Genomic DNA, 25,083 nt, shown 5'->3' on the forward strand with positions numbered 1-25,083 from the left:
TCACGCCACGAGCGGGAAGTACGGGATGTGCGGGCAGTACAGGAAGGGCGGAAGTCAACCCCGGTGCACCGGCTGACTCCTTTCAGGTACTCGCAGCCCTCGCCATAGTCACGGATAGTAGTCAATTGACTACGTTGCGCTGCCGTTCGACAAGGGGAGACCAGATGACCGTCCACGAGATCGCGGCCACAGCCGCATGCGGGACCGAAGTGGGCCAGGGCGATGCCCGCTACGAGGCCCTCCGGAGAGGGTTCAACCAGCGCTTCATCGCGACACCTGACTATGTGTCAGTGGTCAGTTCGACGCGCGAGGCCGTCGCCGCGCTCAACAAGTATCTGGCGAGCCACGGTTCCGACGCGGATCTGCATCGGCGGATCACGGTCCGGTCGGGCGGCCACTGCTACGAGAACTTCGTCTGCGGCGACGACGTGGGCGTGATCCTCGACCTCGCGCAGATGGACCGGGCCTACCTGGACCAGGAGATGGGCGCGTACTGCGTCGAGTCCGGGGCGAACAACTGGCATGTCGCCACCCACCTCTACGCGCCCTTCGGCGTGGCGCTGCCCGGCGGCTCCTGCTACTCGGTCGGCGCCGGCGGCCATGTGGCCGGCGGCGGCTACGGCCTGCTCTCCCGTCAGCACGGCCTGACCGTGGACTACCTCTACGCGGTGGAGGTAGTCGTGGTCCGTGACGGACAGCATGCGGAGGTCGTGATCGCGCGCCGTGATGCGCCCGAGCAGGAGCTGCGGGATCTGTGGTGGGCCCATACCGGCGGGGGCGGCGGCAACTTCGGCATCGTCACCCGGTATTGGTTCAAGGGGCTGCCCAAGCCCCCGTCCGAAGTCCTGCTGCATGCCGTGGCCTGGCCGTGGGATGACCTCAAGGATCACCCGGACCGCTTCAAGTCGCTGGTGCGGAACTACGGACTGTTCTTCGAGTACGAGAACACCCCGGAACTCCCGGCGTCCCTCCGCCGCGACTACAGCGACATGTTCACCCTGCTGAAGCTCAACCAACGCGCCAACGGCAAGATCGGGCTGATCACCCAGCTCGACGCCACGAGGCCGGACAGTGTGGAACGGCTGGACGCCTTCCTGGAGTGGCTCACCCAGGACCTGGGTGTCGAACCCACTCCGCTGGACCGGCGCATGGGCGAGCACGCACCCATGGGCGGTCTGCACGTGCCGACCCGGCTGCCGTGGCTCACCGCCACCCAGACGCTCAACGGCTCCGGCGACAACCAGTGCGGCAAGTACAAGTCGGCGTATATGACGCGCGGTTTCACCGAACCGCAGCTCGACGCCCTCTTCACCCACTTGTCGGGCAACGGCTACAGCAACCCCCAGGCGCTGCTCCAGGTCGACTCCTACGGCGCCGCGATCAACCTCCCCGACAGCGCCGACACCGCGGTCTACCAGCGCAGCTCCGTGCTGAAGCTCCAGTACCAGACGTACTGGAGCTGGCAGAAGGACTCCAACGACGACGGTGTCGCCGACCACCAGGACGCCGACATCGACCCCTCGATCGCGGCACCGCACCTGCGCTGGATCCGCGAGTTCTACCGCGATGTCTACAAGGACACCGGCGGGGTGCCGGTGCTGTCACCGACCACCACCCCGGCCGGGGAGCAGCCGGCGCCGGTGACCGACGGGTGCTACATCAACTACCCGGACACCGACCTCGACGACCCCGAGTGGAACCGCTCCGGCCAGCCCTCGCACCGCCTGTACTACGGCGACAACTACGCACGCCTACAGGCGGTCAAGGACTACTGGGACCCGCGCAATGTGTTCCGGCACGCCCAGTCCATCCGGCCGGTCACCCGCTGATCCGTACCGCGCCGCCCCTCGGGGACGATCCGTCCGATCCGCTGCCGTGGAGGTCTCCCCTGGTCACCCACCGTGATCCGCTCACCGACTCGCTCCTGCCTCCCTGCGTGCCGCACCATGGAGAGGAGGCCGTGAATGACGACATATCCGGTGAGGCGGTGGCGGGGTGGACGCTCTGGCCCCCGAGGGCGGACACGGCGACCGTGGCTTACGACGACGGCTTCCGGCATACGGAGGCGGTACAGGCAGTGACCGCACGAGTCCCTGGGTCCACCGGGGCTGAGCTGACCGCCGTCTATGTGCCTGCCGCAGGAGGCGGCGAACTTCAGCTGGCCGAGATGGTCGGCGGCTCCGGCGCTCCCTACGGCCTGCCGACGGGCTTTGAGCTGTCCGGCAGCTCACCGGTCGCCGCCGCCTTCCGTACCGGCGTCCCGCTGTGGCTGAGCCCGGCGGAGCTGGCGCAGTACGGCGTCACCGGTCCCCCCGGCAGTCCTGGTGCGGAGCCCTGGGACGGTTCCGGGGCGCTGCCGGCCGACGTCTCGATGGGTGTGCTGCCGCTGGGCGGGGACGCCAAGCGGCTGGGATGCCTGGTGGTCATGGACAAGGCCCCGGACGCCTTCGACGCCGACCGCCGCCATCTGCTGGAGCTGCACGCCGACCAGGTGGCCGCCGGGCTGGAGGCCGTCGCGGCCCGGGTCATGGCGCGGACGGAGCGGCGGTCGCTGCTGGGGCCGGGGCTGGACACCCTCCGGGGCGGCGCGTTCACGCTGACGCTGGGCACCGGCCGGATCGACGCGGATGCCCAGGTGATGGAGTTGTTCGGCATCGCTCCCGAGCAGTTCGACCGGCGGGTGGAGACCCTGCTGGAGCGCACCGCACCGGACGACGTTCCCGCGCTGATGTCGCTCGTGGAGCCGGGCCGGCTGCCCACCGCCGGCCAGCAGCTGTCGATCCGCATCCGCCGGCCCAACGGCGAACTGCGCTGGCTGAGCCTGCGCTGCCGGGTACTGGTCGATGCCGACGGCGCCCCGGAGCGCGTGCTGGGAGTGGTCGCCGACGCCTCCTATCTGCGCCCCGGTGCGGACGAGGTCTCCGTCGTGCAGCGGCTGTCCGCCGCGCTGGCCGGTGCCACGACCATCCGGGACGTCAGCCGGGTGGTGGTCTCCGCCCTGCGGATGCCGCTGGCGGCCACGCGACTGGCGGTGGCCGAGCTGAAGGCCGACCGGTTCGTGGTGACCGTCCTCGACCCGCCGGAGCCCGATGCCTGGCCCGCGGCATGGCGGTCCGAGTGGCGGTCCGAGTGGCCGGATACGTCGTGCCACTCCCTGCCCACGCTGGAGAGCGTGCTGCGGGGCGGCCATGTGGCCCTGTGGCCTCCGGGCGCGGCCCTCGAACCCGACCTGGCGGGCATCGGGCCCGGCGGTCTCGCCGTCCTGCCGCTGCCCGCCGACGGCCGGATCGTCGGGATGTGCCTGATCGGCTGGGAGGAGGAGCATCCGTTCGGGCCGGAGGAGCGGTCCTTGCTGACGGCGACCGCGGGGCTGGTGGGCCAGGCCCTGGTACGCGCCCACGCACTGGACGCCGGGCATGAACTCGCCACGATGCTCCAGCGCAGTCTGCTGCCCCGCAAGCTGCCGACGCTGCCCGGCGGGGTAGCCGTCGCCCGCTATCTGCCCGCCACGATGGGGCTCGAAGTGGGCGGCGACTGGTACGACGTCATTCCGCTCTCCGACGGCCATGTCGGACTCGTCATCGGCGATGTGGAGGGCCACAGCGCCGGCGCCGCCACGATCATGGGCCAGATGCGCACGGCCATCCGGGCCTACGCGGTGGAGGGCCATCCGCCGGATGTGGTGGTCTCCCATGCCAATCGGCTGCTGCTCGGCATGGAGACCGATCTGTTCGCGACCTGCTGCTATGTGGATCTGGACATGGAGGAGGGCATTGCCTGGTTCGTCCGGGCCGGGCATCTGCCGCCGTTGCTGCGGTACCCCGACGGCAGTACGGAGGCGCTGTCGGTCGAGGGCGGGCCTCCGCTGGGGGTGGCCGCGGAGGGTGAGTTCCCGCTGACCGAGGTGGGCCTGACCCCCGGCACGGTTCTCGCGCTGCTCACGGACGGCCTGGTGGAGTCGGCCACGCTCCGTCTGGAGGACGGCATCGGCCGGGTGCGCGAGCTGCTCGCCACGGCCGATCCGGCCGATGCCGGGCGGCTGGCCGACGAGCTGCTCGGGGACGCGAAGCGGCGCGACGACGATGTGGCGGTGCTGGTGCTGCGCTACGACGGGATGCGCGTCCGCCCGACCCGGGTGCGCTGGACGGTGTGGCGGCTGCCCGACGCCGTCATGCATGCCCGCCGCTTCACCGCGCGCACCCTGCGCTCCTGGAACGTGACCGAGGAGCTGGACGTGGCCCTGCTGGTGGTGTCCGAGCTGGTCACCAACGCCATTGCGCATACGCAGGGGGAGGTGCGGCTGGATCTGACACTGGCCGCGGACCGGCTGCGGATCGCGGTGAACGACGCCTCGCCCCGTTCACCCGTCAAACCGGCCAGCGTGGACTGGGAGGCGACCGGCGGCCGCGGGCTGCTGCTCGTCGAGGCGATGTCGGCGTCCTGGGGCTCGGTGCCGCTCAGCGGCGGCAAACAGGTGTGGAGCGAGGTCGCCCTGCTGCCGGGCGAGCGGCTCGGCGCCGAGGAACTGCCGGCCGCTCCGGACGGCCGGCCGGAGGGTGAGGAGGCCCTCTGATGCGTGCTCGTCCGCGTGGCGCTGCCGTCCTCCTGGCCGGGCTGTGCATGGTGGCCGGGCCGGCCGCCTGCGGGCAGGCCGGCGGAGCACGGGAGCCGAGCGGGCCTGCCTCCGGCGGCGACGTGAAGATCGGTGTGCTGCTCCCGGACAACACCTCGCGCCTGTACCACTTCGACAAGCCCCTGATCGAGAAGAAGATCCATCAGCTGTGCCCGGAGTGCACGGTCGAGACCGTCAGCGCGGAGCACGATGTGGCCACCCAGCAGCAGCAGATGGACGCGATGATCACCAAGCGGGTCCGGGTACTGATCCTCGACGCCGTCGACTCCAAGTCGCTGCGCGCGCCGGTGGAGAGCGCACGGGCGGCAGGAATCCCGGTCGTCGCCTACGACCGCCTCGTGGAGGGACCGGTCTCGTCCTATGTCTCCTTCAACGGCGAGAGGGTCGGCAGGCTCCAGGGCGAGGCGCTGCTCAAAGCCCTCGGCGACAAGGCACACGGCGCCCAGATCGTCATGATGAACGGCGCTTCGACGGACCCCAACTCCGCCTGGTTCGAGCAGGGCGCACTGGCCGTGCTCAAGGGCCGGGTGAAGATCGGGAAGGCCTACGAGACCGCCGGGTGGCGACCGGAGAACGCCAACCTCAACATGTCCGCCGCCATCTCGGCGCTCGGTGCCGACCACATCGACGGCGTCTACTCCGCCAATGACGGGCTCGCCGCCGGCATCATCTCCGCCCTGCGGGCCGCCAAGGTCGACCCGCTGCCTCCCATCACCGGGCAGGATGCCGAACTCAGCGCCATTCAGAGCATCGTCAAGGGCGATCAGTACATGACCGTCTACAAGCCCTTCAAGCCCGAGGCCGACACCGCGGCCGCCATGGCCGTCGCGCTGGGACGCGGCAAGAAGCTGGACGGCATCACGACACACACGGTCAGCAGCCCCACCACCCGCGGCATCCCGGCCGTGCTGCTCACCCCGGTCTCCGTGACCGTGCACAACATCAGGAACACGGTGGTCAAGGACGGCATGTACACCATCGATCAGATCTGCACCCCCAAGTTCGCGTCCGCCTGCCGGGCGGCGGGGCTCACCGGATAAGGCAGGTACCCATGGAGTCCGGCGCAACCCTCCGGCGGCCGAGGCCGGCACCGCCCCTGCTGGCGCTGCGCGGCATCTTCAAGCGGTACGGCGCCGTCCAGGCACTGGCGGATGTCGATCTGGAAGTACGGGCCGGTCAGGTCGTCGCGCTCGTGGGCGACAACGGCGCGGGCAAGTCCACGCTGATCAGGGTGATCGCCGGTGTCGATCCCGCCGATGAGGGCGTGGTCGAGTGGGAGGGGCGGCCCGTACATCTCACCCGCCCCCACGAAGCCCAGGACCTGGGAATCGCGACCGTCTATCAGGACCTCGCGCTGTGCGACAACCTCGACGTGGTCGGCAACCTCTTCCTCGGCCGCGAGATCCACCGGGCCGGAATCCTCGACGAGGTGGAGATGGAGCGCCTCACCCTGGGCCTGCTCGACACCCTTTCCATCCGGATGCCCAATGTGCGCCTCCCGGTCGCCTCGCTCTCCGGAGGCCAGCGGCAGACCGTGGCGATCTCCCGCTCGCTGCTCGGCGAACCCCGGCTGGTGCTCCTCGACGAGCCCACCGCCGCCCTGGGGATCGAGCAGACCGCCCAGGTGCTCGACCTGGTGGAGCGGCTGCGCGAACGTGGTCTCGCCGTGCTGCTCATCAGCCACAACATGGGTGACGTCAAGGCCGTCGCGGACTGGATCGCGGTACTGCGGCTCGGCCGCAACAACGGGTTCTTCGATGTGACGACCACGTCCCACGAACAGATCATCTCCTCGATCACCGGAGCCACGGACAACGCCGTGACGCGCCGCAAGGCGCACGGGCGGGAGGGGGAGCTGTGAGCAGAACATGGGCGCTGAGGAAGCACGGACCGGCCGGCGGCCAAGGCGGCACTCCCGGGAGCGGGACCGCCGCCGGCCTGCGCCGGCTCAAGGCCGGGCTCGGCCCGCGGAACGTCCTCGATGTGCTCAAGCGCAGGTTCCACAGCGGCGAACTCGGCTCGGTCCCGGTCGCCCTCGGCCTGGTCGTGGTGTGGATCATCTTCGAGAGCCTCAACGAGAACTTCCTCTCGCCGCGCAACCTGTCCGGTCTGAGCGTGGACATCGTCGGCACCGGCATGATCTCGGTGGGTATCGTCTTCGTGCTGCTGCTCGGCGAGATCGACCTCTCGGTCGGCTCGGTGAGCGGCCTCGCGGCGGCCGCTTTCGCGGTGCTGAACGTGCAACACGGCGTGCCGGAGGGGCTCGCGCTGCTGTTCGCGGTGCTCGGCGGCATGGTGATCGGGGCGATACAGGGCTTCTTCTTCGCCAAGGTCGGGGTGCCGGCGTTCGTGGTCACCCTTGCGGGCCTGCTGGGCTGGAACGGCCTGATGCTCTACATCCTGGGCTCCAGCGGGACCATCAACCTCGACGACAAGGGCCTGCTCGCGATGCTGACCGGCTACTACTTCACCAATGTGGCCGCCGCCTACGGCCTGGCGGCATTCGGCACCGCCGGGTACTTCCTCGCTTCGTACCACGACGCGCGGCGGCGCAGGGCCGCCGGTGTGCCCGCCCGTCCGCTGAGCGAGATCCTTCTGCGCACGGGCGTGCTGGCGGTGATCACCATGGCCTCCGCCGCCGTGCTCAACCAGTTCCTGGGGCTCCCCCTGGCCCTGTTGATCTTCCTCGTCGTGCTCGTCGGTCTCGACTTCGTGCTGCGCCGCACGCGCTACGGACGCATGATCTTCGCGCTCGGCGGCAGCGTCGAGGCCTCCCGCCGCACCGGCCTCAATGTGGATCTGGTCCGGATCTCGGTCTTCATGATGTCCGGCACGATGGCCGCGGTCGGCGGCCTGTTCCTGGCCTCGCGCGTCACCTCGGCCAGCCAGACGTCGGGGGCGGGCCTGCTGCTGATGGACGCCATCGCCGCCGCGGTGATCGGCGGCACCAGTCTGTTCGGCGGACGCGGCCGGACCTGGTCGGCCCTGCTCGGTGTCCTGGTCATCCAGTCGATCGCCTCGGGGGTGGCCCTCATGGGCATCCAGACGGCCGTGCAGTTCATGATCACGGGCGGTGTGCTGCTCATCGCCGTGGTCATCGACTCGCTGGCGAGGCGGGCGCAGAAGGCGCACGGACGGGTCTGACGCGCTGAGCGGAGCCCTGCGGGTCCGACGCCGAGGGGACGGCCGGCGGTCCGACGCGCGGGCGGGCGGGCGTTTCGGCGGCCGTACGCCACGGAACACCTCAGCCGATGCCCGCGATCCTGCACGCACTGTCCATCGCCGGATCCATGACCTGGGAGATCACCTGGGCGCTGATCCTGGGCTTTGCGCTGTCCGCGGTCGTCCAGGCCGTGGTGCGCCGGTCCACCGTGGCCGGTCTGCTCGGCGACGACCGTCCCCGCACCCTGGCGCTGGCTTCCGCGCTGGGCGCCGCGTCCTCCTCCTGCTCGTACGCCGCGGTCGCGCTGGCCCGGTCCCTGTTCCGCAAGGGCGCGGACTTCACGGCGGCCATGGCGTTCGAGATCGCCTCCACGAACCTGGTGGTGGAACTCGGCGTCATCCTGGCCGTGTTGATGGGGTGGCAGTTCACGGCCGCCGAGTTCCTCGGCGGTCCGGTCATGATCGTGGTCCTGGCCGTGCTGTTCCGCCTCTTCCTGCGGGACGAGCTGCTGCGCGAGGCCCGTGAACAGGCCGAACGGGGGCTGGCCGGCTCCATGGAGGGCCATGCCGCGATGGACATGTCCGTACGCCGCGAGGGGTCCTTCGCCCGGCGGCTGTTCTCCGCCGAGGGCCACACCGCGACCGCGCACGTCTTCGTCATGGAATGGGCCGCGATCATCAAGGATCTGGTGATCGGCCTGCTGATCGCCGGGGCCATCGCCGCCTGGGTCCCCGACAGCTTCTGGCGCGCCTTCTTCTTCGACGGACACCCACTGGCCGAGAAGCTGTGGGGCCCGCTGATCGGGCCGCTGGTGGCGCTCGCCTCGTTCGTCTGCTCCATCGGCAATGTGCCGCTGGCGGTGGTCCTGTGGAAGGGCGGTATCAGCTTCGGCGGAGTGGTCGCCTTCATCTTCGCCGACCTGCTGATCCTGCCGATCCTGAACATCTACCGGAAGTACTACGGAGCCCGGATGGCCCTGTTCCTGCCGGCCACGTTCTATGCGGCCGCCGTCGTCGCGGGCTACGCGGTCGAATTCGGCTTCGGCGCGCTGGGGCTGATCCCCCACCAGGCCGACGCGAAGATCCCCATGTCCGGGGTCTCCTGGGACTACACCACCTGGCTCAACATCGTCTTCCTCCTCCTTGCCGCCGCGCTGGTCCACCGTTTTCTGCGCACCGGGGGCCCGGCCATGCTCCGGACGATGGGCGGCACCCCGCACGCCGGCCGGCGGACGCCCACCACGGACGACGGCACCGGGCACGGCCCGCGCTGACCGGCATCGGCGGGTGGGGGCCGATCGGCTCGTGCCGGAGCGCGCGAGGTCGAGCACCCTTGAGGTAGGGGCCCGATGGCGCCGAGCGCGCCAGGAACGGAGCGAGGCCATGAAGGATGTCATCACCGCCGGTGTGGACGGTACGCCCGAGTCCTTGTCCGCGACCTTTTGGGCGGCACAGGAAGCACAGCTGCGCCGGGCACGCCTGCGGCTGCTGCATGCGTGGGTGATGCTGGCGGCGGAACCGGAGCGCCACCCCCCTGAGGAAGGAGACCAGAACTACTGGCCCCATCGGATGATGGGCGAGGCCCGCACCGCGGTGCGCACCCGCTTCCCGGACCTTCCGGTGGACGAGCTCCTGGTGCCCAAGGACCCGCTGGATGCCCTACAGGAAGCCTCGGAGCAGTCGGACCTGCTGGTCCTCGGCTCCCGGGACCTGGGCCCGGTGGGCCGCTTCGCCCTCGGCGAGCTCGGTCTGAAGCTGGTGGCCCACACCGCCTCCCCCACGGTTCTGGTACGCGCCCGGAAGAGCGCGCCGGCGGTCGAGCGGGGCGGGGAGGTGCTGGTCGGGCTGAGCCTGCACGAGCCGTGCGAGGCACTGCTCGCCTTCGCCTTCGACAGCGCCGCACGGCGGGGCGTGACCCTGCGTGTCGTACACGGCAGGCACCTGCCCGCGTACGCGTACAACCGGGGCGGCGGCGTGGAGCCGATCGCTGCCGAGGAGGCGGCGCGGGACGCGCGGCAGGAGCTGGCCGCGGCCCTGGCGCCCTGGCGGGAGAAGCATCCGGACCTGCGGGTGGACGAGCGGGTGGTGATGGAGAGCCCGGCACCGGCCCTGTTGCACAGCGCGGCGGACGCGGGCCTGGTCGTCGTCGGCCGACGGCACCGGCTCCGGTTGCCCACGCGCCGTATCGGCCATGTCGTACAGGCGGTCGTCCACCACGCGCCGTGTCCGGTGGCCGTGGTGCCGCACGAGTGAGCGTGGGACAGCGGGCGTCCAAGGTCTGAGACGGCCGGTGGCCGGCACCAGGACGCCCCGCGGCAGAAGGCGGATGATGACGGTGAGGGCTCATGCGGCGGGGACCGGCCGCCAAGGGCACGACGGCCCCGTGTGCGGCCTGAGAAGGCGGCCCCCGGCAGGAAGGCAGAGGTGAGCCATGGCAACGACAGTCGAGTGGCCCGTCCGTCTGTACCTCTACGAGGAGGACGGAACGACCAAGGCACGCGTGGTGCTCCGGACCGGAACGACCACGCTGACCGGGCACGGGACGGCCCGGTGCAGCCCCGAGGACCCGGACGTACCGGAGATCGGGGACGAGATCGCGGCCGGGCGCGCGATGCGGGACCTCGCCGGGCAGTTGCAGCGGGTGGCGGACCTCGATCTCGAAGGGGTCGGGGCCGCACCGCCCCGGCATGAGCATCGCGCCGCCTACGGCTGGACGAGCGCGATGGCGTGAGTCCGGTGCGGACGCCGTCCCCGGCCGGCCGGTGGCGCGGCGGTCCGCGGAAGGAGTCGGCCATGTCGGATGCGACGATCACCGACCTGTACGAAGTGACCATGGCCCTCTCGTACCTCCACGAGGGCATGACGCAACCGGCGACGTTCAGCTGCTTCGTCCGCGCCCTGCCGCCGGACCGGGGATTTCTGGTCGCCGCCGGGGCCGAGACGGTGCTCGACTTTCTCTCCGGCTTCGCTGTCGGACGCGAGGATGTCGAGGTGTTCGCCGAGGTGCTGCAACGGCCGGCGAGGGACCTGGCTCCCCTGTTGGGGATGCGCTTCACCGGGGAGGTCCGGGCCGTGCCGGAGGGACGGGTGGTGCTGGCCGGTGAGCCGCTGCTGGAGGTCACCGCCCCGCTGCCGCAGGCGCAGCTCGTGGAGTCGTATGTACTCCACCACCTCAGTCATCAGACGACCCTCGCGTCCAAGTGCGTCAGATGCGTGCTCGCCGCGCGGGGACGCTCCGTGGTGGATTTCTCGCTGCGGCGCACCCACGGCACCGCCTCCGCCCACCAGGTGGCGCGGCTGGGTGCCATGACCGGTTTCACGGGCACCAGCAATGTGGCGGCGGCCCACGCCGAGGATCTGCCGGCGGTCGGCACGATGGCGCACTCGTACATCGAGGCGTTCGGGGACGAGGAGGCGGCGTTCACCGCGTTCGCGCTCTGCCATCCCGGACCGGTGACCTTGCTGGTGGACACCTACGACACCGAATCCGGCGTCGCGGCGGCGGCCCGGGTGCTCAACGGGCTGGGCCGTGGTGACGGGTCGGCCATCCGGCTGGACAGCGGGGACCTCGCCGGGCTGGCCTTCCGCGCGCGCTCGATCCTGGACAACGCGGGGCTGCCGCAGGTGCGCATCGTCGCCAGCGGCGGGCTGGACGAGTTCGCGGTGCACGATCTGGCGCGGGCGGGAGCACCGATCGACGTCTACGCCGTGGGCACCCTCGTCGGAGTGAGCGCCGACGCTCCCGCGCTGGACTCGGCCTACAAGCTCGTCGCCTACGACGGCCGCCCCATGATGAAGCTGTCGACGGCGAAGGCGACCGCCCCGGGGCGCAAGCAGGTCTTCCGCCGGCCCGGGTGCGTCGATGTGCTCGGCCTGGCGGACGAGCCGGTCCCGGTGGGCAGTACGCCGCTGCTGGAGACGCTCATGCGAGGCGGCGAGCGCAGCACCCCGCACGGCCGTCTGGAGGACGCCCGGCGGCGGGTCGCGGCGGATGTCGCGGGGCTGCCCGCCGCGGCCCGGCACATCCGGTCGCCGCACCCCGTGCGGGCGAAGGTTTCCAAGCGCCTCGCCGCGCTGACCGAGCAGGTCCGGCGGCGGATCGAGCGCGAGGTCCTGGCCCCGTTCGGCTCGCACGCCTGAGCCGCCGGAGGCTTTTCTCCGTACCGTCGTCGTATGGCGGACAAGCAGCACGGCATCGGCCCCGGGAAGCTGCCGCGGTCGCTGTACGAGCGGGAGCTGTACCGGTTGCAGACGGAGCTGGTGAAGCTCCAGGAGTGGGTGCGTACCGAGGGTGCCCGGCTCGTCGTCGTCTTCGAGGGGCGGGACGCGGCCGGCAAGGGAGGCACGATCAAACGCGTCACCCAGTACCTCAATCCCCGGGTGGCGCGGATCGTGGCGCTGCCCCGGCCCACCGAGCGGGAACGCGGCCAGTGGTACTTCCAGCGCTATACGGAGCACCTTCCCGCGGCCGGCGAGATCGTGCTGTTCGACCGCAGTTGGTACAACCGGGCCGGTGTCGAGCGGGTCATGGGATTCTGCACGCCGGCCGAGCACCAGCGGTTTCTGCGGCAGTGCCCGGTCTTCGAGCGGATGCTGGTGGAGGACGGGATCCTGCTGCGCAAGTACTGGTTCTCGGTGAGCGACGAGATGCAGGAACAGCGGTTCCGGCGCCGGCTGAAGGACCCGACGCGGCGCTGGAAGCTCTCCCCCATGGATCTTGAGTCGCTGACCCGCTGGGAGGAGTATTCACGGGCCAAGGACGAGATGTTCGTGCACACGGACATCGCGGAGGCCCCGTGGTACGTCGTCGAGAGCGACGACAAACGCCGGGCCCGGCTGAACATGATCGCCCATCTGCTGTCGACGGTGTCCTACCGCGACATCACCCCGCCGGAGCTCACCCTGCCGCCGCGGCCGCCGGCCACCGGCTACCAGCGCCCGCCCCGGGATCTCCAGACCTACGTTCCCGATCACGCGGCGGAGCTGGAGGAGTAGGGCGGGGCCCGGTGGCGCCGGCTCAGGCATGCCGCGGCACCACCGCCACGGGGCAGGCGGCGTGGCAGAGAGCGGTGTGCGCCACCCGGCCGGGCCGCAGGCCGAAGTGACCGTGGCGGCGCTGCGCTCCGACCACCAGCAGATCCGCGGCGGCGGCGCGGTGCACCAGCACCTTGTGTGCCGGTCCCTCGACCAGGGCGCGGTGCACCCGCACCGTGGAATGCTCACCGGCCGCCTCCGTCAGCGCGTCGGCCAGCACCTCCGCCGCCTGCTGCTCGTGGTAGCGGCGGGCATCCGCGGGGAGCGGCGGCGCGTCGGGCGGCTCATGGGCGGGGCGGTGCCAGGCGCACACCGCCTCCAGCGTGCAACCGCGGGCCTCGGCCGTGCGGAAGGCGAAGCGGACGGCCGGCAGGTCGTCGGCCGGGTCGGTGACACCGAGGAGGACGCGCTCGTGGGTCCCCGCGAGCGCGGCCTCGTCGCCGCGCACCACGATCACCGGGCACCGGGCGCGGGCCGCGACCGTCAGTCCGACCGACCCCAGCAGCAGCCCGGCGACCTCCCCGCGGCCCCGCGAGCCCAGGACCAGCGCCGTCGCATGCAGACCCTCGTTCAGCAGGGCGGTGACCGGGTCGTCGGCCAGCACCTCCGCCGAGATCGTGAGGTCCGCGTGCCGGCCGCGGGCGTGTTCGACGGCGGACGCCACGATGTTCTCCGCCAGCACCTGCTCACCGGGACGTTCCGGACCCTGCGGCGCCGTTCCCTCGTAGCGCTCCCACCGGGAGGCGTGGACGATCCGCAGCGGGAGCCCGCGCCGTGCCGCCTCGTCCACCGCCCAGTCCAGCGAACGGAGCGCGGAAGCCGATCCGTCGGTCCCCACGGTCAGCGGATGCTCCATCGCCCCCACTCCCTTCCGCTCCTCGGCGAAGAGGTCCGTACTGCCACCGTCGCACCGTGTTGCGGTGCGCGCAGGGGACGGCGGGGCGGGGCGGCGCCCGCACCGGGGCGTGCGGCGCGCCCGGGGCCCCAGCCCGTGGTGCCATGGAAGGGAGACACCGACGAACGGAACCGTCACCATGACCGGCGCGCCGTCCCTGGCCGCTTGCCTGCACTCGATGCGGGCCGTGGTCCTCGACACCGACGGGGTCATCACCGACTCCGCCCGTACGCATGCCGCGGCCTGGAAGAGCGCCTTCGACGCGTGTCTGTCGGCCGCGGGCGGACAACGGCCCTTCGACCCGGTGGACGACTATCTCCAGTACGTCGACGGCCGCTCCCGGCAGGACGGGGCAGCCGCCTTCCTGCACTCCCGGGGTCTTGAGCTGCCGCTCGGCACTCCGGACGACGCGCCGGGCACGGGCACCGTCGGCGCCGTCGCGGCCCGCAAGGACGAGCTGTTCACCGCGAGTCTGCACCACCGTGCCGTCGCCACCTGGCCCGGCACCGTGCGCCTGCTGCGGGCGCTGCGGGACCACGGGGTGCCGTGCGCCGCCGTCTCGGCGTCGCGCCATGCGACCGAGCTGCTGGCCGCCGCCGATCTGCTCGGGCTCTTCCAGGCCGTGGTGGACGGCAACGAGGTACGCCGGCTGCATCTGCCGGGCAAACCCGACCCCGCGCTCTTCCTGGAAGCGGCTCGGCGGCTCGGCGTCCCGGCCGAGGACACCGCCGTGGTGGAGGATGCGCTCGCCGGTGTCGAGGCCGGCCGCCGCGGCGAATTCGGCCTGGTGGTGGGCGTGGACCGGACGGCCGGCCCGTACAGCGCCACCGCGCTGCGCCGCCGTGGCGCCGATGTGGTCGTGAGCGACCCGGGTGAGCTGCTGACGTCCGGGGAGGGCGAATGACGCGGGCGTGGACCTGGTCGTACGAGGGGTACGACCCGGACACGGAACGGCTGCGCGAATCGCTGTGCGCGCTCGGCAACGGCTACTTCGCCACCCGCGGCGCGGCGTCCGAGGTGCCGGCCGGGCCCGCGCACTACCCGGGCACCTACGCCGCCGGCTGCTACAACCGGCTCGTCTCCACCGTGGGGGGCCGCCCCGTCGAGAACGAGGACATGGTCAACCTGCCCAACTGGCTCCCGCTGCGCTACCGGATGTGCCCCGCCGACGCGGCTCCCGGCCCCTGGCTCTCCCCCGACCACGCACATCTCACGGAGCACCGGCAGACCCTGGACCTGGGGCACGGCACGCTGACCCGCTGGTCGGTCTACGAGGACGAGGCCGGCCGGCGCCTGAGCGTGGAGCAATGCCGCCTGGTGCACATGGGGGAACCCCATCTGGCCGCGCTGCGCACCTGTTTCGCCTCGGACGGCTGGGCGGGCACGGTGGAGGTGGAGTCCGGGATCGACGGGGCGGTGCGCAATGCCGGGGTCGCGCGCTACCGGGAGCTGGCGGACCAGCATCTGACGGGGTGGGACACCGGTACCGAGCGGCGGGACACGGTGTGGCTGAGCTGCCGCACCCTCGACTCGGACATCCGTATCGCGCTGGCCGCCCGGACCCGCGCCACCTCCGGCCGGGGCGTGGTGCCCCGCCCGCAGCTCGCCGCGCTACAGGCCGCTCAGACCCTGTGGGTGCCCGTCGGCCCCGACTCCCCCGCGGTCGTCGACAAGACGGTGGCGCTGTACACCTCCCGCGACCCGGCGATCGACAGTCCGGTGCACGCGGCCGTGGACGCCGTGGTGCTGGCCCCGCACTTCCGGCAGTTGCGCGCGTCGCACCGCCGCGCCTGGGAGAACCTGTGGCGGCAGGCCAAGCTGGAGGTCCCCGGAGAGGCCGGCCGGATTCTGCGTCTGCACCTCTTCCACCTCCTCCAGACCCTCTCGCCGCACACCGCCGAGCTGGATGTCGGGGTGCCGGCGAGGGGCCTGCACGGAGAGTCGTACCGCGGGCATGTCTTCTGGGACGAGCTGTTCGTGCTGCCGTTCTTGAATCTGCACCTTCCCCAGGTCTCCCGGGCCCTGCTCGACTACCGCCACCGGCGGCTGCCCGCCGCCTGCCACGCGGCACGGGAAGCGGGCCGCTCCGGGGCGATGTACCCGTGGCAGAGCGCCGGGGACGGCCGCGAGGAGACCCAGGAGCTCCATCTCAATCCGCACTCGGGACGCTGGCTGCCCGATCATTCCCGGCTCCAGCACCACGTCGGGTCGGCGATCGCCTACAACGTGTGGCAGTACGGACAGGCCAGCGGCGACACGGAGTTCCTGCACACCAGGGGCGCGGAGATGCTGCTCCAGGTCGCCCGCTTCTGGGCATCGGCCGCGGACTGGGACCCCGCCCTGGGCCGGTACCGCATCCGCGGGGTCGTCGGTCCCGACGAGTACCACGACGGCTATCCGGGAGCCCTCGAACCGGGCGTGGACGACAACGCCTACACCAACGTCACGGCGGCCTGGGTGCTGATGCGTGCCCTCGAACTCTGCCGCACGCTCCCCGAGGCCGAGCAACGGCAGCTGTCCGAACGCCTCCAGCTGTGCCCGGACGAGCCCGAACGCTGGGAGGACATCGCCCACCGGCTTCATGTGCCCTACCACCGCGGGGTGATCAGCCAGTTCGCCGGGTACGGGGACCTCGCCGAGCTCGACTGGCACGGCTACCGGCACCGCTACGGCGACATCCGCCGGCTGGACCGGATCCTGGAGGCCGAGGGCGATACGGCCAACCGCTACCAGGCCTCCAAACAGGCCGATGTGCTGATGCTCGGCTATCTCTTCTCGCCCTCCGAACTCGCCTCGGTGTTCCGCGCCCTCGGGCACCCCCTCGACGACGACATCTGGCACGCCACCGTCAACTACTACCTGCACCGCACCAGCCACGGCTCCACGCTCAGCGCCCTGGTCCACGCCTGGGTCCTGGCCCGTGTCCACCGCCCCGACGCCTGGACGTACTGCGAGGAGGCACTGACCGGGGATGTGGCGGACGTCCAGGGCGGCACCACGGCGGAGGGCATCCATCTGGGGGCGATGGCCGGCACCCTGGACTTCGTCCAGCGCGGGATGACCGGCCTGGAGACCCGCGACCAGGCGCTGTGGCTCGACCCGGCGCCGCTGCCCGAGCTCTCGAAGTTCGGGGTCCGGATCCGCTTCCGGCACCACTGGGACATCGATCTGCGCATCCGGGGCGAGCAGGTACGGATCGCGGTACCGGCCGACGAGAACGCCGAGGTGCGGGTGAAGCTGCGCGACCGCTCGTTCTCCCTCGCGCCCGGTACGTCCCGCCGGCTCGATCTGCCCGACGACTGACGGACGGGCGGACGGGCGGACGGCGGACGGCTGGCGCGGGCGGCGGGCCTGATCGAGCCCGGGAGGGCCCGGTGCGCCGCGCCCGGACACGGCCCGTCCGCCGGACGACGGGCCGTGCGACCGCTGAGCGCGGCGGCCGCGTCACCGCCGCAGCGGGCCCTCACAGCGGAAGTCCGCGCTGCCGGCCCGGCCCGAGGGCCAGATCTCGGTGGGGCCGAAGGAGCAGTTCATATCGGTGAAGTTGTTCGCGGCGGGCTTGGCGCGGTCGAGGATGAAGTAGTCGACGGTTTCGGACATGTCCTTGAAGACCTGGTCGGGGCTGCCCGAGTTGCCGAGATTGGCGGTGATCCGGCCGGTGCAGAGGAACCGCCCGAGGCCCGGGTCGCCCTCGTCCTTGCAGGCGGGCGTGTTGGCGGTGGCGGCGGCGAAGGCGCTCTGCACCTCGGCGGGGGTGGCGAACTTCAGAGAGCCGTTGGGGGTGAACGTCGTGTGGGGGACGAAGAGGTCGTCGACGATGGCGATCTGCGCGTCGAGGAAGGCGTTGTACTGCTGCTGCATGCCGGCGTCGGACCCCATGCGGTTGCGCCAGGAGTCGAACGCGGCCGGGTCGTCGGCGCGCAGATGCCGGTACATCTCCTGGAGCAGCGCCGGGTGCTCGCGCCACAGGAACTCGAAGAACGTCCCGGCGTAGGAGTAGAAGCGGAAGCCGTCGTGGTCGTACGTCGCGTGCAGGAACTCGTTGACGGTCATCCGGGGTTTGCCGCCCGCGGTGTCCGCCATGATGTCGCGCACGAGTGACCGGCGGACGGCGATGCCGTTGTCGCGGGTCGAGCCGTCGAAGAACTCGGCGCTGCCCTCGTCCATGGCGGTGGTGCGGTCGCCCTCGTACCAGGGGCCTTCGCCGAAGAAGCCGGGGACGGCGAAACGGCCGTTGAGGTAGTGGACGTACTCGTGCCGGAAGAGCTCTTCGAGGGTGAGGCTGGAGTCCTGGGGGACGCGCCGCTGGTAGGTGTAGAAGGTCGCGCCCTGCTCGATGTAGACGCCGCCGTTGTTGGTGCCCATGCCGGTGAGCAGCGGGTGGTAGACCTCGTAGTCGGCGCGCGAGGCGTACAGGACGATGGTGAGCGTGGTGTTGGGGTCGCCGGCGAGCGGTTCGCTGGTGCCGAGCACCCGGTGGAACTGGGCCCTGACCTGCTTGGACGCGTAGTAGAGCTGGTCGACGACGGCGCGGTCGAGGGCGGTGCGGACCTTGATGGCGCCGTTGTCGTAGGAGTAGGTGCGCGGGAAGATCCGCTTTTCGATGTCCTCCTTGCACACCCCGTACGGCTTGCAGGCGTCGAAGAAGCCCAGCCAGGAGGCGACCTTGGCCCAGGGTTCGCTGCCCTCGCCGAAGTTCGCCACGGTGGTGGGGAGGAGGGCTCCGAGGTCGGCGACGATGGCCTTCTTGAGGGAGGGGATCTGACCGAAGCGGCCGTACTCCCCGAGCGCGTCGCGTACGACCCATGCATTGGGGGTGCCCTTGAGGTGGGTGTACCCGGCGAAGGCCTTGAAGACGGCGCGGTAGCCGGGGTCCGAGGCGACCGCGTACTGGAAGGCGGTGTCCTTGTTGCCGGGGTAGACGCCGAGGTAGTTGACGGAGAGCGCGGCGAGGGCGGCGTTGCCCCAGGCCTGGTCCTTGTGGGTGGCGGGGTGGGCCGCGTCCATGGTGGCCAGCACCCGCTGGATCAAGCCGAGTTGATGCTGCCGCAGGCCCGGGGCGCTGGCGGCGTTCAGGGCTTCGCGCAGGGTGTCCGCGTTGGCCCGGGTGACGTCGAAGGTGCGGGCGGCGGAGGCGAAGGCGTCGACGGCGCGGCGTACGGCGTCGACGGTGGGGGCGTCGGTGGTGTCGATCTCGTCGTGCGAGAAGTCCTGGTAGGCCACTGCGTGCAGATACGTGAACATCTCGTACAGATGGCTGGTGTTCTTGCCGTCGTGGGCGGCGGCGAGGCTGGTGATGCGACGGGCCACGGCCTGGACGTGGGCGTCGGACATGACGGGGATGAGCCGGGCGTCCCACGTCCAGACGAGGTTGCGCAGGCAGTCGTCGGCCGTGACGGCCGGGTCGGCGAGGAAGTCCGCGAACCGCTCGGGGCTCAGGCCGGTGATGCCGTCGAGGGTGCAGGGCGCGACGGCGGGTCTCTGGCTGTGCGGCGCGGTGGAGGGTTTGGTCTGCGGGCCCGGTATGCGGCCTCTCTCTGTCACCGTGCGCGGCGCCGGGGCCGGGGCGGGGTCGAACTTCGGTGTCCTGGCGAGGCGTTGGACCTGGTCGAAGGGGTTGGCCGTGGGAGCAGCGGGCCGGTGCCCGGACTGCTGCGCCGGGGTCCGCTGTGCGGGGTGGGCCGACGTGTGGGGTGCCGCCTGGGCCGCCTGGACGGCCGGCAGGGCGAGGGTGGTGGCGAGCGTCGCGGCCAGCAGGATCCTGCGCGGCATACGCGGATGTGACACCTGAACCTCCGAGAGGGGGTGGGGGGTTGCGTGGGAGGTGGGGCCATGGCCTTCACTCCACGAGGTGTGACCCGTAACATAGTAATGTGAAATTGCACTGACAAGGCTTCAGGTAGTTTTCTTTCCCGGAGGTGTCGACATGACCTCGCGCGCCCCTCAACTCCACACCGGAAGCCATGACTTGCCGGTGTCGGAGGCCCTCGCCGACTTCATGACCGGCGGGTGGGCCGCCACCCCGCTCCCCGACGGCTCCCGCGTTCCGGGCTTCGACCGGTTCGCCGGCCGCCGGGCCCGGCTCACCGCACGCTTCCCCGGCGAACGACTGCTCGTCCCCGCCGGTGAGCTGACGGTCCGTTCCCACGACTGCGATCACCGCTTCCGCCCGCACAGCGCCTACGCCTGGCTGACCGGACTGACGGGCGAGGACCAGCCGGGGCATGTCCTGGTGCTGGAGCCGGACGGGGAGGCGGTGCTGTATCTGCGGCCGCGGTCACCGCGGGACGGCAGGGGCGAGTTCTACCGGGACCGCCGCTACGGCGAGTTCTGGGTGGGCCGCCGCCCCGATCTGGCCGAGGCCGGGCGGCTCACCGGCCTCCGCTGTGCGCACCTGGACGACCTCGTCCGCCACCGGACGGACCGCGACGCCGCCCGTGACGCCGAACTCGCCTCCGCACTCAGCGAGTTGCGGCTGATCAAGGACGACTGGGAGGTGGCACAGCTCCAGCAGGCCGTCGATCACACCGCCACCGGCTTCGAGGATGTCGTACGGTCCCTGCCCACCGCGCTGCGCCACCCGCGCGGCGAACGCTGGATCGAGGGGGTCTTCCAGCTGCGCGCCCGCGCCGAGGGCAACGGCACGGGGTACGAGACCATCGCCGCCGCCGGCGCCCATGCCTGTGTACTCCACTGGATCCGCAACGACGGCCCGCTCGATCCCGGCCAGTTGCTGCTGCTGGACGCGGGCGTGGAGACCGACGCGCTGTACACCGCCGACATCACCCGCACCCTGCCGCTCTCCGGGCGCTTCTCCCCCGTCCAGCGACGGGTGTACGACCTGGTGCTCGCCGCGCAGGACGCGGGAATCGCCGCACTCAAACCGGGGGCGAGCTTCCGCGACTTCCACCGGGCCTGTACGGGCGTCCTGGCCGAGGGGCTGGCCGACTGGGGCGTACTTCCCGTCCCGGCGGCGGAGGCGCTCGCCCCCGACAGCGGCCTCTACCGGCGTTACACGCTGTGCAGTTCGGGCCATATGCTCGGGCTCGACGTGCATGACTGCGGCCGGGCGCGCGCGGAGCAGTATCTGGACGGCGTCCTGACCGAGGGGCAGGTCCTCACGGTCGAACCGGGGCTCTATCTCCAGCCCGACGACGAGACGTTGCCACCGGAGCTGCGCGGCATCGGTGTCCGTATCGAGGACGATCTGGTGATCACATCGGACGGGGCCCGGCTGATGTCGTCGGCGCTGCCGCGCACCGCCGACGGGGTGGAGGAGTGGATGGAAGGGCTCCTTGCCGGACGGGACTGACCCGGCGGGCGCCGGTCAGCCCCGGCGGGCGCCCACCGCGCGCGTGGGGTGCGGTACCAGCGGTTCGTCGCGGCCCTGGGCCCACAGCGAGCGGACATGGCCGAGGTGGCGGGCCATACAGGACTCGGCCGCCTCGGCGTCGCCCGTCAGCATCACGTCGAGCAGCTCGACGTGTTCCTCGGCGGAGGGCAGCAGTTGGTTGCGCTCGTCGAGGCGGGTGAGGCCATAGAGGCGGGAGCGCTTGCGCAGATCGCCGACCGTCTCGACGAGGCGGTCGTTGCCGCTGAGGCCGAGCAGTTCGAGATGGAAGCGGCGGTCGGCCTCCAGGTAGCCGATGAGGTCGTGCGCCCGGGCGGCCGCGACGATCTCCAGGGCGGCCGGCCGGAGCGCCTCCAGCTGTGCCCGGCCGGCGGTGCGGGTGACCTGGCCGACCACCGGGACCTCGATCAGGGCACGGATCTCGGTGTACTGGTCGAGGTCGCGCTCGCTCACCTCGGTGATCCGGAAGCCCTTGTTGCGGACCGGTTCGACCAGCCCTTCCCGGGCCAGATCGAGCATCGCCTCGCGTACCGGGGTGGCGGAGACACCGAAGTCCGCGGCGAGGCCCGGGGCCGAGTAGACCGACCCCGGGCGGAGCTCCCCCGCGATCAGCGCCGCGCGCAGCTGATGGGCGACCTGATCGCGCAGCCGCTCCTGAGCGGTGACCAGGCTGCGGTGCTTGAGTTCACCCATCGTGTTCCTCCGAGTTGACGCGGAGGGCCAGCGTACAATGTCACGTTGCGCCAACTCACTGGTCACGGTCAATGGCCGTCGCCACGGCCGGTGGTCACAGCAGAAAACCCGCGGGAAACGGATCGGACGGGTCGAGGAAGTACTGCGCGGTGCCGGTCACCCAGGCCCGTCCGGTGACCGTGGGGACGACGGCCGGGCGCCCGGCGACCGTGGTCTGTGTGACGAGGCGGCCGGTGAACTGCGTCCCGATGAAGGACTCGTTGACGAAGTCCTGGTGGAGCGGGAGTTCGCCGCGTGCGTGCAGCTGCGCCATCCGCGCGGAGGTACCCGTGCCGCACGGCGAGCGGTCGAACCATCCGGGGTGGATGGCCATCGCGTGCCGGGAGCGGGTGGCGTCCGACCCCGGCGCGGCGAAGTAGACGTGCTTGAGGCCGCCGATCCGCGCGTCCTCGGGGTGCACCGGCCGGTCGGTGGCGTTCACGGCGTCCATGAGGGCGAGTCCGGCGGCGAGGATGTCGTCCTTACGGGCCCGGTCGAAGGGCAGTCCGACGCTGTCCAGCGGCAGGATCGCGTAGAAGTTGCCGCCGTAGGCGAGGTCGTAGCTCAGCGTGCCGTGGCCCGGGACGGTGACCTTGCGGTCGAGCCCGGCGCAGAACGCGGGCACGTTGGTGAGGGTGACGGCCGTGGCCGCCCCGTCCCGCACCTGCACCGCGGCGGTGACCAGTCCGGCGGGGGTGTCCAGCCGCACCGTGGTCACGGGTTCCTGGACCTCCACCATGCCGGTCTCGACGAGGACGGTGGCCACGCCGATCGTCCCGTGTCCGCACATCGGGAGGTAGCCGGAGACCTCGATGAACAGCACGCCGTAGTCGGCGTCGGGGCGGGTCGGCGGCTGGAGGATCGCACCGCTCATGGCGGCGTGGCCGCGCGGCTCGTACATCAGCAGCGTACGGATGTCGTCGCGGTGGGCGGCGAAATGCTGCCGGCGCTCGGCCATGGTGGCGCCGGGCAGGGTGCCGACGCCGCCGGTGATGACACGGGTGGGCATGCCCTCGGTGTGGGAGTCGACGGCGTGGAAGACGTGGCGGGTGCGCATGGGGAGCCCTCTCAGTGGTGGCCGTCGGCGAGGAGCTTCTCGGTGGCGGAGCGGAGCGCGGCCGACTGCTCGGCGGTGAGCGGGGAGCGGGGCGGGCGGGTCGGGCCTCCGCGGTGTCCGGCGAGGTCCATGGAGAGCTTGATCGCCTGCACGAATTCGGGTTTGGAGTCCCAGCGCAGCAGCGGGTGCAGGGCGCGGTAGAGGGGCAGCGCGGTGTCGAGGTCGCCGGCGACCGCGGACCGGTAGAGGGTGCCGCACGCCTCGGGCAGTGCGTTCGGATAGCCCGCGACCCAGCCGACGGCGCCGGCCAGGGCGAGTTCCAGGAGGACGTCGTCGGCGCCGATCAACAGGTCCAGTTCCGGCGCGACTTCGGCGATCTCGTAGGCCCGGCGGACATCGCCGCTGAACTCCTTGACGGCGACGATGCTGCCGTCGGCGTGCAGCTCGGCGAGGAGGCCGGGGGTGAGGTCGACCTTGGTGTCGAAGGGGTTGTTGTAGGCGACGACCGGCAGGCCGGCCGCGGCCACCTCGGCGAAGTGGGCGCGGACCGCGGCCGGTTCGGCCCGGTAGCCGTTGGGCGGCAGCAGCAGTACGGAACCGGCGCCCGCCTCGGCGGCCTGTTCGGCCCAGCGGCGCGACGCCGCGCTGCCGTAAGCGGAGACGCCGGGCATCACCCGGTCGCCGTCACCGGCGGCTTCCACGGCGGTACGGACGACACGGGCCCGCTCGTCGTCGGTGAGCGTCTGATACTCGCCGAGCGAGCCGTTGGGGACGACCCCGTCGCAGCCGGCCGCGAGGAGCCGGGCGACCTGGGCGGCGTAGGCGTCGTAGTCGACGGAGAGCCCATTGCGGAAGGGGCGGAAGGGGAGGGTGGTGGCGACCATGATGCCGTGCCAGGGACAGGTGCGCGTGACCATACGAAGTCTCCTTCTATGGGGTGTGACATTTTATTGAGTGTCCTGGGGCTTGCCAAGGTCGCCAGGAGAGCGGAACTACCCCTGTTCGCGGGCAAGTTCCCCCAGGGTGACGGGACAGGCAAGCGGTCTGCGGTCGGCCGCGGCCCCCTCCTCCCCCGCCAGGCGGGCGACGGCGGGGGCGCACCTCCGGCCCTGACACCAGCCCATTCCGGCCCGGGTGAGCAGTTTGACGGTGCGGGTGTCGCGGGCACCGAGACCGGCGACGGCTTCCTGGATCCGCCCGGCCGTGACCTCCTCGCAGCGGCACACGTCGGTGTCCTCGCGCAGCCGGCCGGTCCAGCCGGGGCGCGGCGCATGGGCGGCGGCCATGGTCCGGGCGAACCGGCGCAGCCGGTCACGACGCCGCCGCAGCGCACCGCCGGGGATCTGCCGCGCCATGGCGTGTGCCGCCAACTCCCCTTCCAGGAAAGCGAGTTCCGCGCCCCCTACGCCGCCCGTCTCACCGGCCGCCCAGACCCCGTCGACCGTGGTCCGCTGCCGGTCGTCGAGGACCAGCGTGCAGGTACCGTCCGGGGAACGACGGCGCTCCCCGAGCCGCGGGCATCCGACCGCGACCGGCGTCCCGACCGTGATCGGCGTCATACCCCGGATGTGATCGCTTCGAAGGAGACTGGTCGCATGTGGACGCAGACAGCCATGGCGGCCGGAGTGCTCGCCCTGTTGACCGTGGTGCCGGGGCCGGACATGGCCGTGGTCACCAAGCGCGCGATCGCCTCCGGCAGGACGGAGGCCCTGCGCACCGCCGCCGGCATCACCACCGGGCTGCTCGTGTGGGGCGCGTTCACCGTCGTCGGGCTGGCGGCGATCCTCGCGGCCTCGGCGGAGGCGTACTTCGTCGTCAAGATCCTGGGCGCCGCCTACCTGGGCTTCCTCGGGTTGCAGGCCCTCTGGCAGAGCCGCCGCTCCGCGCCGCGGACCGCCGCGTCGACGGCCACCGCCTCGGGACGCGCGTACCTGACGGGCCTGATCACCAACGTCCTCAACCCGAAGATCGCCGTCTTCTACACCGGCCTGCTGCCGACCCTGGCCCCGCAGGGCATGCCCACGGCGGCCGGCATGGGCCTGCTGGTTCTGCTGCACACGACGCTGACCCTGACCTGGCTCGGTGCTTACGCCTGCCTCGTGTCCCGGGCGCGCTCGGTCTTCGAACGGCCGCGCGTCCGGCGGCTGCTGGACCGCGTGACGGGTGTGGTGCTCATCGGCTTCGGGGTGCGGGTGGCCACGGAAGCCACCTGACACAAC

General features: G+C 71.5%; 20 protein-coding genes. 14 read left to right on the top strand and 6 right to left on the bottom strand.

Translation table 11 applies throughout. The annotated features are described in order from the left end of the window. The first annotated feature begins 164 nt into the window (after positions 1-164). From M8I34_RS19210 to ppk2, 10 genes are all read left to right on the top strand, one after another. On the top strand, positions 165-1,829 hold the full coding sequence (locus M8I34_RS19210; protein WP_250050654.1) for an FAD-dependent oxidoreductase: 1,665 nt from the start codon (positions 165-167) through the stop codon (positions 1,827-1,829). A 338-nt stretch (positions 1,830-2,167) separates the two neighbouring features. Then, positions 2,168-4,573 (top strand): SpoIIE family protein phosphatase, encoded by a 2,406-nt coding sequence (locus M8I34_RS19215; RefSeq protein ID WP_250050713.1) that lies wholly within the window; start codon positions 2,168-2,170, stop codon positions 4,571-4,573. Beyond that, positions 4,573-5,673, top strand: a complete 1,101-nt coding sequence (locus M8I34_RS19220) for a sugar ABC transporter substrate-binding protein (protein ID WP_250050655.1) — start codon at positions 4,573-4,575, stop codon at positions 5,671-5,673. Before M8I34_RS19215 ends, M8I34_RS19220 begins: the two co-directional genes overlap by 1 nt. An 11-nt stretch (positions 5,674-5,684) precedes the next feature. After that, positions 5,685-6,494 (top strand): ATP-binding cassette domain-containing protein, encoded by an 810-nt coding sequence (locus tag M8I34_RS19225; protein WP_250050656.1) that lies wholly within the window; start codon positions 5,685-5,687, stop codon positions 6,492-6,494. Continuing rightward, on the top strand, positions 6,491-7,777 hold the full coding sequence (locus M8I34_RS19230; RefSeq protein WP_374210940.1) for a sugar ABC transporter permease: 1,287 nt from the start codon (positions 6,491-6,493) through the stop codon (positions 7,775-7,777). The genes M8I34_RS19225 and M8I34_RS19230 overlap by 4 nt, the downstream gene beginning before the upstream one ends. Positions 7,778-7,884: 107 nt before the next feature. Next, entirely contained in the window at positions 7,885-9,069 is a 1,185-nt protein-coding gene (locus M8I34_RS19235; protein WP_250050657.1) for a permease, read from the top strand. Between the two features lie 109 nt (positions 9,070-9,178). After that, positions 9,179-10,048 carry a universal stress protein gene (locus tag M8I34_RS19240; RefSeq protein ID WP_250050658.1) on the top strand — a complete coding sequence of 290 codons (870 nt, stop codon included), beginning with the start codon at positions 9,179-9,181 and terminating at the stop codon, positions 10,046-10,048. Positions 10,049-10,226: 178 nt separating this feature from the next. After that, positions 10,227-10,526, top strand: a complete 300-nt coding sequence (locus tag M8I34_RS19245; RefSeq protein ID WP_250050659.1) for a dsRBD fold-containing protein — start codon at positions 10,227-10,229, stop codon at positions 10,524-10,526. A gap of 62 nt (positions 10,527-10,588) precedes the next feature. After that, complete coding sequence (locus M8I34_RS19250) at positions 10,589-11,935, top strand: nicotinate phosphoribosyltransferase (RefSeq protein WP_250050660.1); 1,347 nt, start codon at positions 10,589-10,591, stop codon at positions 11,933-11,935. 33 nt (positions 11,936-11,968) lie between these two features. Beyond that, positions 11,969-12,790: a polyphosphate kinase 2 gene (gene ppk2, locus M8I34_RS19255; protein WP_250050661.1), complete on the top strand. Its 822-nt coding sequence runs from the start codon at positions 11,969-11,971 to the stop codon at positions 12,788-12,790. Between the two features lie 22 nt (positions 12,791-12,812). Here ppk2 and M8I34_RS19260 read toward each other — a convergent pair whose 3' ends face one another. Then, positions 12,813-13,685 (bottom strand): universal stress protein, encoded by an 873-nt coding sequence (locus M8I34_RS19260; protein ID WP_250050662.1) that lies wholly within the window; start codon positions 13,683-13,685, stop codon positions 12,813-12,815. Between the two features lie 178 nt (positions 13,686-13,863). On the opposite strand from M8I34_RS19260, the gene M8I34_RS19265 reads away from it, so the two are divergent. Continuing rightward, complete coding sequence (locus tag M8I34_RS19265; RefSeq protein ID WP_250050663.1) at positions 13,864-14,628, top strand: HAD family phosphatase; 765 nt, start codon at positions 13,864-13,866, stop codon at positions 14,626-14,628. Further along, positions 14,625-17,027, top strand: a complete 2,403-nt coding sequence (locus M8I34_RS19270) for a glycoside hydrolase family 65 protein (protein ID WP_250050664.1) — start codon at positions 14,625-14,627, stop codon at positions 17,025-17,027. Before M8I34_RS19265 ends, M8I34_RS19270 begins: the two co-directional genes overlap by 4 nt. Before the next feature lie 141 nt (positions 17,028-17,168). Here M8I34_RS19270 and M8I34_RS19275 read toward each other — a convergent pair whose 3' ends face one another. Next, positions 17,169-19,496: a collagenase gene (locus tag M8I34_RS19275; protein ID WP_250050665.1), complete on the bottom strand. Its 2,328-nt coding sequence runs from the start codon at positions 19,494-19,496 to the stop codon at positions 17,169-17,171. Between the two features lie 154 nt (positions 19,497-19,650). On the opposite strand from M8I34_RS19275, the gene M8I34_RS19280 reads away from it, so the two are divergent. Next, positions 19,651-21,036 carry an aminopeptidase P family protein gene (locus M8I34_RS19280; protein WP_250050666.1) on the top strand — a complete coding sequence of 462 codons (1,386 nt, stop codon included), beginning with the start codon at positions 19,651-19,653 and terminating at the stop codon, positions 21,034-21,036. Between the two features lie 15 nt (positions 21,037-21,051). Here M8I34_RS19280 and M8I34_RS19285 read toward each other — a convergent pair whose 3' ends face one another. From M8I34_RS19285 to M8I34_RS19300, 4 genes are all read right to left on the bottom strand, one after another. Beyond that, positions 21,052-21,768, bottom strand: coding sequence for a GntR family transcriptional regulator (locus M8I34_RS19285; protein ID WP_250050667.1), 717 nt, complete (start codon positions 21,766-21,768; stop codon positions 21,052-21,054). 94 nt (positions 21,769-21,862) lie between these two features. Further along, complete coding sequence (locus M8I34_RS19290; RefSeq protein WP_250050668.1) at positions 21,863-22,864, bottom strand: proline racemase family protein; 1,002 nt, start codon at positions 22,862-22,864, stop codon at positions 21,863-21,865. Positions 22,865-22,875: 11 nt separating this feature from the next. Beyond that, complete coding sequence (locus M8I34_RS19295) at positions 22,876-23,781, bottom strand: dihydrodipicolinate synthase family protein (RefSeq protein ID WP_250050669.1); 906 nt, start codon at positions 23,779-23,781, stop codon at positions 22,876-22,878. Between the two features lie 75 nt (positions 23,782-23,856). Beyond that, a complete protein-coding gene (locus M8I34_RS19300; RefSeq protein ID WP_374210941.1) occupies positions 23,857-24,423 on the bottom strand; it encodes a (2Fe-2S)-binding protein in 567 nt (188 codons plus the stop codon). Between the two features lie 36 nt (positions 24,424-24,459). Between M8I34_RS19300 and M8I34_RS19305 the strand changes: the two genes are divergently transcribed. Next, positions 24,460-25,077: a LysE family translocator gene (locus tag M8I34_RS19305; RefSeq protein WP_250050670.1), complete on the top strand. Its 618-nt coding sequence runs from the start codon at positions 24,460-24,462 to the stop codon at positions 25,075-25,077. The last annotated feature ends 6 nt before the right edge of the window (positions 25,078-25,083 follow it).

Source organism: Streptomyces sp. MCA2 (assembly GCF_023544705.1).
Lineage (GTDB): Bacteria > Actinomycetota > Actinomycetes > Streptomycetales > Streptomycetaceae > Streptomyces > Streptomyces decoyicus.

Coding starts and splice junctions, on each gene's coding strand:
- M8I34_RS19210 (WP_250050654.1), top strand. CDS start 165: ATGACCGTCCACGAGATCGCGGCCACAGCCGCATGCGGGACCGAAGTG.
- M8I34_RS19215 (WP_250050713.1), top strand. CDS start 2,168: ATGGTCGGCGGCTCCGGCGCTCCCTACGGCCTGCCGACGGGCTTTGAG.
- M8I34_RS19220 (WP_250050655.1), top strand. CDS start 4,573: ATGCGTGCTCGTCCGCGTGGCGCTGCCGTCCTCCTGGCCGGGCTGTGC.
- M8I34_RS19225 (WP_250050656.1), top strand. CDS start 5,685: ATGGAGTCCGGCGCAACCCTCCGGCGGCCGAGGCCGGCACCGCCCCTG.
- M8I34_RS19235 (WP_250050657.1), top strand. CDS start 7,885: ATGCCCGCGATCCTGCACGCACTGTCCATCGCCGGATCCATGACCTGG.
- M8I34_RS19240 (WP_250050658.1), top strand. CDS start 9,179: ATGAAGGATGTCATCACCGCCGGTGTGGACGGTACGCCCGAGTCCTTG.
- M8I34_RS19245 (WP_250050659.1), top strand. CDS start 10,227: ATGGCAACGACAGTCGAGTGGCCCGTCCGTCTGTACCTCTACGAGGAG.
- M8I34_RS19250 (WP_250050660.1), top strand. CDS start 10,589: ATGTCGGATGCGACGATCACCGACCTGTACGAAGTGACCATGGCCCTC.
- ppk2 (WP_250050661.1), top strand. CDS start 11,969: ATGGCGGACAAGCAGCACGGCATCGGCCCCGGGAAGCTGCCGCGGTCG.
- M8I34_RS19260 (WP_250050662.1), bottom strand. CDS start 13,685: ATGGAGCATCCGCTGACCGTGGGGACCGACGGATCGGCTTCCGCGCTC.
- M8I34_RS19265 (WP_250050663.1), top strand. CDS start 13,864: ATGACCGGCGCGCCGTCCCTGGCCGCTTGCCTGCACTCGATGCGGGCC.
- M8I34_RS19270 (WP_250050664.1), top strand. CDS start 14,625: ATGACGCGGGCGTGGACCTGGTCGTACGAGGGGTACGACCCGGACACG.
- M8I34_RS19275 (WP_250050665.1), bottom strand. CDS start 19,496: ATGCCGCGCAGGATCCTGCTGGCCGCGACGCTCGCCACCACCCTCGCC.
- M8I34_RS19280 (WP_250050666.1), top strand. CDS start 19,651: ATGACCTCGCGCGCCCCTCAACTCCACACCGGAAGCCATGACTTGCCG.
- M8I34_RS19285 (WP_250050667.1), bottom strand. CDS start 21,768: ATGGGTGAACTCAAGCACCGCAGCCTGGTCACCGCTCAGGAGCGGCTG.
- M8I34_RS19290 (WP_250050668.1), bottom strand. CDS start 22,864: ATGCGCACCCGCCACGTCTTCCACGCCGTCGACTCCCACACCGAGGGC.
- M8I34_RS19295 (WP_250050669.1), bottom strand. CDS start 23,781: ATGGTCACGCGCACCTGTCCCTGGCACGGCATCATGGTCGCCACCACC.
- M8I34_RS19300 (WP_374210941.1), bottom strand. CDS start 24,423: ATGACGCCGATCACGGTCGGGACGCCGGTCGCGGTCGGATGCCCGCGG.
- M8I34_RS19305 (WP_250050670.1), top strand. CDS start 24,460: ATGTGGACGCAGACAGCCATGGCGGCCGGAGTGCTCGCCCTGTTGACC.